This window comes from Streptomyces sp. NPDC031064, from assembly GCF_055570965.1.
Map to the genome: position 1 here is coordinate 181,428 of NZ_JBVIGF010000002.1, position 12,073 is coordinate 193,500.

A 12,073-nucleotide genomic window follows, 5' to 3' on the forward strand; every position below is an offset into this window, starting at 1 on the left:
AGATCCAGGCGGTCCCGCGCAAGGGGGCGCACCCGGCCGGGTGCGCCCCCTTGCCGCACCGGTTCGCTGGCCGGATGCGTACCTCTTTGTGAAAACACGTATCCGCTCCGTAAAGGTCAGGCGTAAGCTCAGGCATATGCGGAGTGCGGTTTCGTGGGGACGCTTAGAAGCATGCAGGCCGGCGGAGGGTGAGACGTGATGAGTGAGAGCGGCGCGGTCCTTCCCTGGCTGGTGATCCGGCAGGACGACAACGGCAACCACTACCGGGTGGGCAGGTACGCGACCAGGGACGAGGCGCAGAAGATCGCCGACAGTCTCGATACGCGCGGGCACCAGCAGCTCTACTGGGTGGAGCACGTGGGTCAGCCCGCGAGCTGACCGTCGACGAGGGTCAGCCCGCGAGCTGACCGTGGACGAGGGCGCCGGACCGCCACGCGTTACGCTCCGGCGCATGACAGATCGTGTGGTGGTGGCCGGGGCCGTCCTCGACGAGGGGCGGCTGCTGGCCGCACGCCGTAGCGCCCCTCCCGAGCTCGCCGGGCGCTGGGAGCTGCCCGGCGGCAAGCTGGAGCCGGGTGAGACCGCGCAGCAGGGCCTCGTGCGCGAGCTGCGCGAAGAGCTGGGCGTGGAGACGGAGCCGGGTGAACGGGTCCCGGGCGAATGGCCGCTCGCGCCCGGTTACGTACTCCAGGTGTGGACCGCCCGGCTGGTGTCCGGTGAGCCGCGCCCGTTGGAGGATCACGACGAGCTGCGCTGGCTGTTCCGCCACGAACTGGACACTGTCGACTGGCTGGATCAGGACCGTCCCGCCGTGGCCGAGGTGGCGCGCCGCCTGCCCACCGGAACGGCCACCGGCTCCCCCTGACGCCGGGTCCGCCCCGCCCGGCGTCCCGAGGCCACGGCGGGCCCCGGCGTCCGGCCGGGCTGGCCGGGGTCTTTATGGCCCCCGGCCCGTGATGTCCGGCCGGGCCCCGGCGTTCCGTCCCGCCCCGCACCTGTCCCGCCCCCGCCCGGCGTCCGGCCGTGATCGGAGGAGTGCGGGGGCGCGGTGTACGCCGTTCGTGCCACGATGCGCCCACCACGGCGATAGCCCGCCCCAAATATCGGGTATGTGCTGATTAACCCACCGAAACTGGACGTGGGTCTGCTGCCGGGTCTGGGAAGTGGTCGGCGTGATCGACACCGAGGGCGACTGCGCCGAGTGGACCTTTCCGGCGGAGCTCGACGCCGTACGCGCCGCCCGCCACGCGGTCCGCGACACCCTGCGCGCATGGCGGCTCGACACGGCGATCGGCGATGTGACGGTGTTGCTGGTGAGCGAGCTGGTGACCAATTCCCTGCGGTACGCCTCCGGTCCCATCGGCGTCCGGCTGATCCGGCTCAACCCCGACGGGGAGACCTTTCCCGCGCATCCGGCGCTGCTCGTCGAAGTCTCCGATCCGCTTCCGGATCCGCCCCTGGAACGGGTCGCGGGACCGGACGACGAAGGGGGACGGGGGCTGCAACTGGTCGCTTGCTCCGCCCGCCGCTGGGGGACTCGAAAGGGCAGGTCGGGCAAGACGGTGTGGTTCGAGCTGGCCCTGCCTGGTTAGAAGAGTGAAGGGACAACGATCACCTTCGGGCTCGGCTCAAAACGAACGAGACCACCCTGTGATCGTGAACGTCGTGCCGCCGGGGGCCGTAGTGCTGAATACTGCGGGGATGGCCGGTCCGGTGCGGTGAGCTGGAGGGGACGGTCGCGTGAGCGAGATACCTGAGACGGCGAACAGCGTCATGTGGCAGAGCAGTCCGCCTGGCTCGATCTATGACTACATCAGAGTCGCCTCCTTCTCGATCGGCCCCGACGGGCTGGTCGACCAGTGGAGCCTGCGCGCCACCGATCTGTTCGGCATCACCGCCGAGGAGGTCCGGGGGAAGGACCCGGTCGAGGCGTTCATGCCGGCGGAGCTGCGGCCGCGCGGCCACCGCAAGGTGTCGGAGATCCTCGACGGCAAGGAGTGGACGGGCCTGGTCCCCTTCCGGATGCCGGGGGAGCGCCGGGCGCGCGGCATCGCCGAGGTCTACGTGATGCCCAGCGAGACCGAACACGGCGAGAAGGCGGCGCTGTGCATCGTCGTCGACGTCCGCGCCCTGCGGCGGATCGAGACCGACCTTGCCGCCTCACAGGCCATTTTCGGCCAATCGCCCTTCGGCTTCCTGTTGTTCGGTACGGACCTGACGGTCAAGCGCGCCAACCAGCGCTTCGCGACCGTCTTCGGCGGCTCCGCCGACGACCACCGCGGCCGCACCGTCCACGACTACCTCTCCCGCGCCGAGGCCGAGCGGATGACCGCCGCGCTGCGGCGCGTGCTGGAGACCGGCGAATCCGTCACCGACCTCCAGATCACCGGTGCGGTGCCGGGCAGCACCGAGCGCCGCCACTGGTCCATCAACCTCTACCGGGTGCACAGCGGCTCCGGCCGCCCCGTCGGCGTCGCCGGGCTCGGCACCGACGTCACCCGCCGCCAGATCGCCGCCCGCGAGGCCGCCAGCGCCCGCCGCAACCTGGCCCTCCTCAACGAGGCCGGCGCCCGCATCGGCAACTCCCTCGACCTGGAGACCACCGCCCGCGAACTCCTCGACGTCGCCGTACCCGGCTTCTGCGACCTCGCCTCGGTCGACCTCCACCAAGGGCTGCTCACCGGCGACGAGGCACCACCGGGACGGGCCGACGGCGCCAGCGCCGAACTGCGCCGGGTCGCCTTCGCCAGCGCCGTCTCCGACACCCCGCTCGTGAACCCCGGCTCCGCGCCCGGCTGCTGCGAGAGCGCGCCCATAGACGTCGGCGCCGTCCACCGCTACCCGTTCAACTCGCCTTGCGCCGGCGCCCTGCGCACCGGCCGGCTGCACGAAATGCCAGGCGCCGACGGCAGCCTCGTGCAGTCCACCCTCGTCGTGCCGATGGTCGCGCACGACACCGTCGTCGGACTCGCGCAGTTCTCCCGCACCAAGGGCAGCGAGCCCTTCGGCGAACGGGACCGGGCGCTCGCCGTCGAGCTGGCCGCCCGCGCGGCCGTCTGCATCGACAACGCCCGCCTCTACCGCCGCGAGCACGAGCGGGCCCTGATCCTCCAGCGCAGCCTCCTGCCGCCCGGCGACCCCGAGGCGGCCGGCCTGGACATCGCCTGCCGCTACCTGCCCGGCAACACCGCCACCGAGGTGGGCGGCGACTGGTTCGACGTCATCCAACTGCCCGGCCACCGCACCGCCCTCGTCGTCGGCGACGTCATGGGGCGCGGACTGCGGGCCGCCGTCGCCATGGGGGAACTGCGCACCGCCGTACGCACCCTGGCCCAGCTCGACCTCGAACCGGCGGAGGTCCTCTCCCACCTCGACGAGATCGCCCGGGGCCTCGGCACCCCCACGGGCGGCGGGCAGGCCTCGCGGGTCACCACCAAGGCACACGGCCCCGAGCTGTCCGAGGTCTACCTCGCGACCTGCGTCTACGCCGTGTACGACTCCGTCACCCGGCGCTGCACGTTCGCCAACGCCGGCCACCTGCCGCCCGTGCTCGTCGAACCGGGCGAGGCGGCCCTCCTGCTGGACGTACCGCCCGGGATGCCCCTCGGCGTCGGCGGCGAACCCTTCGAGGAGGTGGAGGTCGAACTCCCCGAGGGCGCGCTGCTCGCCCTCTACACCGACGGGCTCGTCGAATCCCGGGACCACCCCCTGGACGAGGGCATGCAGGCCTTCCGCAGCGCGCTGACCGACCCGGGACGGCCGCTGGAGGACGTCTGCGACCACGTCCTGAACACCCTCGACACCCGGCATGGCGAGGACGACATCGCCCTGCTGATGGCCCGTATCCAGGGCCTGCCCGCCGAGGCCGTCGGCGACTGGCGGCTGCCCCGCGAACCCCGCTCGGTCGGCCGGGCGCGGGAGCTGGCCCGCGCCCAGCTCACCGCCTGGGACCTCGAACCGCTGGTCGACACGGTCGAACTCCTCGTGAGCGAACTCGTCACCAACGCGCTGCGGTACGGCGAGGGCGAGATACGGCTCCGGCTGCTGCGCGACCGCACCCTCGTCTGCGAGGTGTGGGACGCGGGCCTGGTCCAGCCCCGGCGGCGCCGGGCCCGCGACACCGACGAGGGCGGGCGCGGCCTCCAGCTCGTCGGCCTGCTCAGCGCGGGCTGGGGCTCCCGCCGCACGCCACGGGGCAAGACGGTCTGGTTCGAGCTGCCCCTCCCGGACGGCGAGGCGATGACCGAACCGACCGTCGACCAACTGCTGAGCATGTTCTGACGCCGGGGCGGCCCGTCGGGCGGCCGGGTATCCGGCGGCCCGTCAGGCGGCGGGGTATCCGGCGGCCCGTCGGGCGGCGGGGTATCCGGCGGCCCGTCAGGCGGCCGCCTTGAGGGCCGCCAGCCGGGCCTCGATCTCCGCGCGGTCGCCGAGGCCCTCCAGTTGCTCGAACTGGGCGTCCAGCGAGGACGCGGCCAGCTCCTGCTTGCCGAGGGCCTTCGCCTCCTCCCGCCGTACCTTGTCCTCGAAGCGGCTCAGCTCGCTCGTCGGGTCCATCAGGTCGATGCTCCTGACCGCGTCCAGCATGCGGTTGCGCGCCCTGGCCGAGGCGGCGCGGGCGACCAGCTCGTCGCGCTTGGCCCGCAACTGGTCCAGCTTCGCCTTCATCTCCTCCAGGCCCGACTTGAGCTTGTCCACCACCTCCCGCTGGGCGGCGATGGTCGGCTCGGCGGTCCTGGCCTCCTTCTCCGACTGGAGCTGCCGGCCCAGCGCGACCTTCGCCAGGTTGTCGAACTTGTCCGCCAGGGCCGGCCGGTCGGAGGCGCGCAGCTCGTCCGCCTTCCTGCTGGCCGCCCTCGCCTTCTCGCCCCACTCCCGGGCCGCGTCCACGTCCTCCTGGTGGTCCTGCTCCAGCAGGCGCAGATTGCCGATGGTGCCGGCCACCGCCTGCTCGGCCTCGGTGATGTTCGAGGTGTAGTCGCGGATGAGCTGGTCCAGCATCAACTGCGGGTCCTCGGCCTGGTCCAGCAGGGCGTTGACATTGGCCTTCGCGAGCTGGGCGACCCGGCCGAGGATGGTCTGCTTGGTCATGGCACGTCTCCTTGTGCGTCCGTTGCGACAGAGCAAGTGGTCAGAACCGGCCGCCACCGCCCAGCCGGCCGCGGGTGCCCCCGCCGCCGAAGCGGCCGGGCCCGCCGCCACCCCCGTACCCCCCGCCGAAACCGCCGCCGTACCCCCCACCGAAACCCCCGCCGTATCCGCCGCCCCTGCCGCCACCGCCGAACAGGCCGCCGAGCAGGATGCCCCCGAGCACCGCGCCGCCCAGCCCGCCGCCCCCGCCCGCACCCGGGCCGAACAGGTTCCCGCCCCCGTACCCGCCCACGTCCTGCTCGGCGAGGCTCTGCGCCTGCCGGGCCAGCGCGTCCGCCTGCCGGGCCTCGGCCAGCGCGCCCCGCGCGTCACCCACGGCACCCGGCGTGCCGTCCGCCCCCGCCAGCTCCCGCGCCCGCTCCAGCCGGCGGTGCGCCTCCGCCAGCCGGGTGCGGGCCTGCGCGCCCACCGCCCCCCGGTGCGTCGCGATGTAGTCCGCCGCCGCCTCGACGGTGGAGCCGGCCGTGAGCATCGCCTGGCCGAGGAGCGCGCGTGCCCGCCGCGTGCCCTGTTCGTGCTCCCGCGCGCCCGCCAGGGCCTCGTCCAGCGCGGCGTCCGCCTCCTCGACCCGCCGCAGCGCGTCGATCGGGTCGTACCGCCCGCTCTCCACCGCGCCCCGGACGTCCGCGACGACCGACTCCGCCCGCGCGGCCCGGCCCCGCAGGTCGGCCGTCGCGGCTCCGGCCGCCGCGCCCTCCAACAGCCCGCCGGCGTCGGCGAGATCCGCCTCCGTGTCGGACAGGGCGGTCGGCAGCCTGCCCGCGGCCTCCGCCAGTTCCCGCGCGCGCCGGTCCACCGCGGCGACGAGCCGTGCCGCCTGGTCGAGGGCGCCCTCGGCGGCCCGCACGTGCACCGCCGCCGTGGCGTTGTCGTCGCCCTCCACCGCCTCCCGCGCCCGCTCCAGGCCGGCCGAGGCGAACAGGAGCCGGTCCCTGGCCTCCTCCACCCCGCCCGCCACCGGCGCGGCCGCCGAGTCCGCGTACCGCTCCCGCATCGCGACGAGCGTCGCCTCCGCCAGGTCCGCCCCGCCGCTCACCTCACGGAACGCGGTCTCCGCCGCGGCGAGGGCCTCCGGCGCCGTCCGCTCCAGGGCACGCAGCCCGTCGAACGCCTCCGCCTCCGCGTCCAGCCGCCGGTCGGCCTCGCCGCAGCGCGCGATGACCTCCTCCAGCATCCGGCGGCGGGCCGCCTCGTCCTCCGGGTGGGCGTCGTCGAGCCGCTGACGGAGCCGGAAGGCCGTGGTCAGCTCGCCCTTCGCGTACGCGACCGCCTCGGTGAAGGGCTTCGCCGCCTCGTCCCCGAACTGCGCGGCCGCGAACCCCAGTTCCTCCTCGCTCGTCCGCACGGCGTCGTCCGTCCCGACGAGCACCTGCCTGGCGCGGGCGTCGAGCTCGTCCACGGAGGGCTCGGCCGGGGAAGGGCCGCCCGGGCCCCAGGGACCCCGGCCGCCGTGCGGTGTGGTGCGTGTCGCGGTCCGCCGGCGCCGCTTGGTGTACGTGTACGCCGCGACCGCGCCGGCCCCGACGAGCAGCACCACCGGGAGGACCAGGTCGGCGCCCGGGCTCCCGTCGCCGCCCGGGTCCGCCGGGCCGGGCGTGACGTCGGGAGCGGGCACCGGCCGCCCGGTGAGCACCGCCTCGTAGCCACGGGCGGCACCGATCGCGGCGCCCGCCCAGTCGTTCTGCCGCAGGGCCGGCTCGATGGCGGTCCGCGCGACCTCGTCGAGCCCGGCGCGCGTGAGACCGGAGGCGGGATCGGCGGAGTAGGCGTACTGCCGGTCGTGCGTCGCGACCGCCAGCAGCACGTCGTCGGCGCCCAGCCCGTTCCTGGCCGCGGTGGCGTCGGCCCAGTCCTGTGCCGGACGCCCCGAGAAGTCGCGCACGTACACGACGAAGAGCTGCACGCGCCGTTCGTCGTAGAGCTCGTCGAGCGCCCGGCTGACCTCGCGTTCCCTGCCCTCCAGGGCGGCGACCTTGTCGGTGACCTGCCCCTGCCGGGACAGGTCGACCGGATCGTCGGCACGGGCATACGGGACGGCGGGCAGGACCAGCCACCACGCCGCCACCAGTGCACCGAGCAGGGCAGCGAGGAAGCCCCGGGTGGCTCTCCGCGTCACATTCGTGAGGCTATGTCGGTGTTTGGGCGTGCGCGACCCGGCGTCGATCGTCACTGTCAGTGGCGACCACTAGTGTGGAGATCGTTCGGTATGGCTGACGGGGGGCGTGGGATGAACGTGCGAGCGCTGCGAGCCAAGCTCGCGAGCCCGGGACTGAAGTGGCCCAGGCGCGTCGCGATGGCGCTGGTGCTGCTGATCGTGCTGCCCCCGCTCGCCGCCTGGGCGGCGCTGCGGATGAATTACGCGGGCGAGGTGCAGGAGGGGACGAAGACCCGGGGCAAGGACGCCATCTGGCTCGGGCACGCCTGGGTGGACGGGCGGAAGAAGGACGCCGACCTGGCCGCCTTCGCCGCCCGGATAAAGGGGACCGGCATCCGGGACCTGTACGTCCACGCCGGGCCGCTGGAGCACGACGGGACGCTGCCCGCCGCGCGGTACCCCAGGGCGCGGTGGCTGATCGACTCGGTGCACCGCACGATGCCCGGCATACGGGTGCAGGCCTGGCTCGGTGACATCCTGGCCACCGAGGGGCCGGACGGGCTGCGGCTGGAGCGGGCCGAGTCGCGGGCCGCCGTCGTGCGCTCGACGCGCCAGGTCCTCGACGCGGGCTTCGACGGCGTCCACTTCGACCTGGAGCCGCTGCTGTCCGGCGACCGTCACTACCTCTCGCTCCTGGACGACCTGGGCGAGCTGACGCGGGCCCGCAAGGTGCCGCTGTCCGTCGCCGCGCACCAGATAGACCCGCTGCCGGCGGCCCACGCCGTCAACGGCGCGCTGAGCGGCAGCGAGAAGTGGTGGTCGCAGGAGTTCTTCGGCCAGGTGGCCCGCCGGGTCGACCAGATAGCCGTGATGTCGTACGACACCTGGATGCCGCTGGAGGGCATGTACGGCGGCTACGTCGCCCAGCAGACCTCGCTCGCGCTGGAGGTCACGCCCGAGGACACCGACCTCCTGATGGGCCTGCCGTTCTTCCACGAGGACGACCTGGGCCACCACGACTCGGCGGAGACCGTCGCGGCGGCGGTCCGCGGCACCAGGCTGGGCCTGGGGCGCACGGACCGCGACCGGGAGCGGTTCGGGGTCGCCCTGTACGTCGACTTCGCGGCGAAGGAGGAGGACTGGGCGGCGTACAAGGCAGGCTGGCACTAGGCCGGCCCGCCCGCCGCCGCCCGCCCCCCAGGGCCGCCGACGCCTAGGACTTACGTCGGGTGATCTTGTTGCCGAGCCAGACCAGAGGGTCGTACTTGCGGTCCACGGCCCGCTCCTTCAGCGGGATCAGCGCATTGTCGGTGATCTTGATCTGTTCGGGGCAGACCTCCGTGCAGCACTTGGTGATGTTGCAGTAGCCGAGCCCGTGCTCCTCCTGCGCCGTGCGCTTGCGGTCGAGCCCCGACTCGGCCGCCGCGTCCAGGGGGTGCATGTCCAGTTCGGCGACCCGCATCAGGAAGCGCGGCCCGGCGAACGCGGTCTTGTTCTCCTCGTGGTCCCGGACCACATGGCAGGTGTCCTGGCACAGGAAGCACTCGATGCACTTGCGGAACTCCTGCGGGCGCTCCACGTCGATCTGCTGCATCCGGTACTCACCCGGTGCCACGCCCGGCGGCGGGACGAAGGAGGGCACCTCCCGGGCCTTCTCGTAGTTGAAGGACACGTCCGTCACCAGGTCGCGCACGACCGGGAAGGCCCGCAGCGGCGTCACGGTGATGGTCTCGTCGCGGGAGAACACCGACATCCGCGTCATGCACATCAGCCGCGGCCGGCCGTTGATCTCGGCGCTGCACGAACCGCACTTGCCCGCCTTGCAGTTCCAGCGGACCGCCAGGTCCGGCGCCTGGGTGGCCTGGAGCCGGTGGATGATGTCGAGGACGACCTCGCCCTCGTTCACCTCGACGGTGAAGTCCTTCAGGCTCCCGCCGTCCAGGTCCCCCCGCCACACCCGGAAGCTCGCGTCGTAGCTGGTCACTCGTAGAGCTCCTCTTCGGCGAGGTACTTGACCAGCTCCTCCTTGTCGAACAGGGCGAGCAGGTCGGAACGGATGGGTTCGGTCGTCGTGCGTTCGAGGGTGATCTGCCCCTCCTCGGAATCCGGGTCGGCGAGGCGGCACAGCAGGTTCACCCGGCGCCACTCGCGCTCCATGGCCGGGCAGTCCTCCCGGGTGTGCCCGCCGCGGCTCTCGGTGCGCTCCAGGGCCGCGCGCGCCACGCACTCGCTGACCAGCAGCATGTTCCGCAGGTCGAGCGCCAGGTGCCAGCCGGGGTTGAACTGCCGGTGCCCCTCGACACCCGCGCCCTGGGCCCGCAGCCGCAGTTCGGCCAGCCTCCGCAGGGCCTGCCCCATCTCCTCCTCGCGGCGGATGATGCCGACCAGGTCGTTCATCGTCTGCTGGAGCTCCTGGTGCAGGGTGTACGGGTTCTCCGGCCGCTCGCCCTCCCCGGTGGGGCTGTCGCCGCTGAACGGCCGCAGTGCCTCCGCCGCCGCCGCGTGCACCTGGGCGTCGACCAGCACCGGGCGGGCGTCCAGGCCGCTCGCGTACTGAGCCGCGTACAGCCCGGCCCGGCGGCCGAAGACCAGCAGGTCGGACAGGGAGTTCCCGCCCAGCCGGTTGGACCCGTGCATACCGCCCGCGACCTCACCGGCCGCGAACAGCCCCGGTACGCCGACCGCCGCGGCCGTGTCCGACTCGACGGCGACCCCGCCCATCACGTAGTGGCAGGTCGGGCCGACCTCCATCGCCTCGGCCGTGATGTCGACGTCCGCCAGCTCCTTGAACTGGTGGTACATCGACGGCAGCCGGCGCCGGATCGTCTCGGCCGGCATCCGCGTGGACACGTCCAGGAAGACCCCGCCGTGCGGCGAGCCGCGCCCCGCCTTCACCTCCGAGTTGATCGCGCGGGCGACCTCGTCACGCGGCAGCAGCTCGGGCGGGCGCCGGTTGTTGTCCGGGTCCTCGTACCAGCGGTCGCCCTCCTCCTCCGACTCCGCGTACTTCTCCTTGAAGACGTCGGGGATGTAGTCGAACATGAACCGCTTGCCCTCGGAGTTGCGCAGCACCCCTCCGTCGCCGCGCACCGACTCCGTGACCAGGATGCCCTTCACCGACGGCGGCCAGACCATCCCGGTCGGATGGAACTGCACGAACTCCATGTTCACCAGCGGCGCGCCCGCCAGCAGGGCCAGCGCGTGGCCGTCACCCGTGTACTCCCACGAGTTGGACGTCACCTTGAAGGACTTGCCGATCCCGCCGGTCGCCAGGACCACCGCGGGCGCCTCCAGCACGAAGAACCGGCCGGACTCGCGCTCGTAGCAGAACGTCCCGCACACCCGCTCCCCGTCCTTGAGGATCCGGGTGACCGTGCACTCCTGGAAGACCTTCAGCCGGGCCTCGTAGTCGCCGAACTCCCGGAAGTCCTCCTGCTGGAGGGAGACGATCTTCTGCTGGAGCGTCCGGATCAGCTCCAGGCCGGTCCGGTCGCCGACGTGGGCCAGGCGCGGGTACTCGTGGCCGCCGAAGTTGCGCTGCGAGATGCGGCCGTCCTTCGTACGGTCGAAGAGGGCGCCCCATGTCTCCAGCTCCCACACCCGGTCCGGTGCCTCGCGCGCGTGCAGCTCCGCCATCCGCCACTGGTTGAGGAACTTCCCGCCGCGCATGGTGTCGCGGAAGTGGACCTGCCAGTTGTCACCGGCGTTGACGTTGCCCATGGAGGCGGCGATGCCGCCCTCGGCCATCACCGTGTGGGCCTTGCCGAACAGCGACTTGCAGATGACGGCCGTACGGGCGCCCTGCTCGCGCGCCTCGATGGCCGCCCGCAGCCCCGCCCCGCCGGCGCCGACCACGACGACGTCCCACTGCTGCCGTTCCGCTTGTGTCATCAGAAGAACCTCGGATCCTCGAAGGCGCCCGTGGCGAGCAGGTACACGTAGAAGTCGGCGAGCGCCACGCTGATCAGCGACGTCCAGGCCAGCAGCATGTGACGGGCGTTCAGCTTGCCGACCCAGCCCCACAGCCGGTAGCGCACCGGGTGCTTGGAGAAGTGCTTGAGGCGGCCGCCGACGATGTGCCGACAGGAGTGGCACGAGATCGTGTAAGCCCAGATCAGCACGATGTTGATGAGGAACACCAGTGTCCCGAGGCCCATGTGGCCCCACTCGTACGACGCGTCGCGGAAGGCCAGCACGGTGTCGTAGGTCAGGATCCCGGCGACCGGCAGCGCGGCGTAGAAGAAGTACCGGTGGATGTTCTGGAAGATCAGCGGGAAGCGGGTCTCGCCGGTGTACTTCTTGTGCGGCTCGGCGACCGCGCAGGCCGGGGGCGACGCCCAGAAGCCCCGGTAGTAGGCCTTGCGGTAGTAGTAGCAGGTCAGCCGGAAGCCGAGCGGGAAGATCAGGATCAGCAGGGCGGGGGACAGGCCCCACCAACTGCCGAAGATCTCCCAGTTCGGTCCGTCCTTCATGGGCACGCAGTTCTCGGCGAGACACGGCGAGTAGAACGGCGACACGTAGGGCGCGGCGTAGTAGTCGGTGTTCGCGAAGGCGCGCCAGGTGGAGTAGACGACGAACGCGAGCAGTCCGGCGGCGGTGGCGGCGGGCGCCAGCCACCAGCGGTCGGTCCGGAGGTGCGGGGCCGCGATGGTGGCGCGGGTCGGGCTGTGCACACCACCGAGCCCGGTGCGGGCGGCGGTGTTGGTGTCGGGTGGTTGTTCGGTGCCTGTGGCCAACGGGGTCTCCTAGGGCGCGTGCCGGTCGTGGCGCGTGCCGGTCGGTGAGGTCGGGTGCCGGTCATGGGCCGGCGGTGGTGGCTGGTGGGTC

The 12,073-nt window shown here is 72.7% G+C and carries 10 protein-coding genes; 5 read left to right on the forward strand and 5 right to left on the reverse strand.

The genetic code is table 11. The features are described 5' to 3' along the window. Positions 1-198: 198 nt before the first annotated feature. The 4 genes from ACZ46W_RS07585 to ACZ46W_RS07600 all read left to right on the forward strand — a co-directional run bounded on the left by ACZ46W_RS07585 (position 199) and on the right by ACZ46W_RS07600 (position 4,281). Entirely contained in the window at positions 199-378 is a 180-nt protein-coding gene (locus ACZ46W_RS07585) for an SPOR domain-containing protein (RefSeq protein WP_468332953.1), read from the forward strand. 73 nt (positions 379-451) lie between these two features. Beyond that, complete coding sequence (locus tag ACZ46W_RS07590; protein ID WP_468332956.1) at positions 452-865, forward strand: (deoxy)nucleoside triphosphate pyrophosphohydrolase; 414 nt, start codon at positions 452-454, stop codon at positions 863-865. A 298-nt stretch (positions 866-1,163) separates the two neighbouring features. Then, on the forward strand, positions 1,164-1,592 hold the full coding sequence (locus ACZ46W_RS07595; RefSeq protein WP_468332960.1) for an ATP-binding protein: 429 nt from the start codon (positions 1,164-1,166) through the stop codon (positions 1,590-1,592). A 181-nt stretch (positions 1,593-1,773) separates the two neighbouring features. Further along, positions 1,774-4,281 carry a SpoIIE family protein phosphatase gene (locus ACZ46W_RS07600; RefSeq protein WP_468334688.1) on the forward strand — a complete coding sequence of 836 codons (2,508 nt, stop codon included), beginning with the start codon at positions 1,774-1,776 and terminating at the stop codon, positions 4,279-4,281. A gap of 96 nt (positions 4,282-4,377) precedes the next feature. On the opposite strand, the gene ACZ46W_RS07605 is transcribed toward ACZ46W_RS07600, so the two are convergent. Next, positions 4,378-5,091, reverse strand: a complete 714-nt coding sequence (locus ACZ46W_RS07605; protein WP_468332963.1) for a PspA/IM30 family protein — start codon at positions 5,089-5,091, stop codon at positions 4,378-4,380. 40 nt (positions 5,092-5,131) lie between these two features. Next, on the reverse strand, positions 5,132-7,267 hold the full coding sequence (locus ACZ46W_RS07610; protein WP_468332966.1) for a TPM domain-containing protein: 2,136 nt from the start codon (positions 7,265-7,267) through the stop codon (positions 5,132-5,134). A gap of 111 nt (positions 7,268-7,378) precedes the next feature. On the opposite strand from ACZ46W_RS07610, the gene ACZ46W_RS07615 reads away from it, so the two are divergent. Further along, positions 7,379-8,416 (forward strand): glycoside hydrolase family 18 protein, encoded by a 1,038-nt coding sequence (locus ACZ46W_RS07615; protein WP_468332969.1) that lies wholly within the window; start codon positions 7,379-7,381, stop codon positions 8,414-8,416. Between the two features lie 43 nt (positions 8,417-8,459). Here the strand turns inward: ACZ46W_RS07615 and ACZ46W_RS07620 are convergent, their stop codons facing one another. From ACZ46W_RS07620 to ACZ46W_RS07630, 3 genes are read right to left on the reverse strand one after another with little or no spacing between them, the layout of a single operon-like run. Then, on the reverse strand, positions 8,460-9,230 hold the full coding sequence (locus ACZ46W_RS07620) for a succinate dehydrogenase/fumarate reductase iron-sulfur subunit (protein WP_468332972.1): 771 nt from the start codon (positions 9,228-9,230) through the stop codon (positions 8,460-8,462). Continuing rightward, on the reverse strand, positions 9,227-11,137 hold the full coding sequence (locus ACZ46W_RS07625) for a fumarate reductase/succinate dehydrogenase flavoprotein subunit (protein WP_468332975.1): 1,911 nt from the start codon (positions 11,135-11,137) through the stop codon (positions 9,227-9,229). The genes ACZ46W_RS07620 and ACZ46W_RS07625 overlap by 4 nt, the downstream gene beginning before the upstream one ends. After that, on the reverse strand, positions 11,137-11,982 hold the full coding sequence (locus tag ACZ46W_RS07630) for a hypothetical protein (protein WP_468332978.1): 846 nt from the start codon (positions 11,980-11,982) through the stop codon (positions 11,137-11,139). The genes ACZ46W_RS07625 and ACZ46W_RS07630 overlap by 1 nt, the downstream gene beginning before the upstream one ends. Positions 11,983-12,073 lie beyond the last annotated feature (91 nt).

Coding starts and splice junctions, on each gene's coding strand:
- ACZ46W_RS07585 (WP_468332953.1), top strand. CDS start 199: ATGAGTGAGAGCGGCGCGGTCCTTCCCTGGCTGGTGATCCGGCAGGAC.
- ACZ46W_RS07590 (WP_468332956.1), top strand. CDS start 452: ATGACAGATCGTGTGGTGGTGGCCGGGGCCGTCCTCGACGAGGGGCGG.
- ACZ46W_RS07600 (WP_468334688.1), top strand. CDS start 1,774: ATGTGGCAGAGCAGTCCGCCTGGCTCGATCTATGACTACATCAGAGTC.
- ACZ46W_RS07605 (WP_468332963.1), bottom strand. CDS start 5,091: ATGACCAAGCAGACCATCCTCGGCCGGGTCGCCCAGCTCGCGAAGGCC.
- ACZ46W_RS07615 (WP_468332969.1), top strand. CDS start 7,379: ATGAACGTGCGAGCGCTGCGAGCCAAGCTCGCGAGCCCGGGACTGAAG.
- ACZ46W_RS07625 (WP_468332975.1), bottom strand. CDS start 11,137: ATGACACAAGCGGAACGGCAGCAGTGGGACGTCGTCGTGGTCGGCGCC.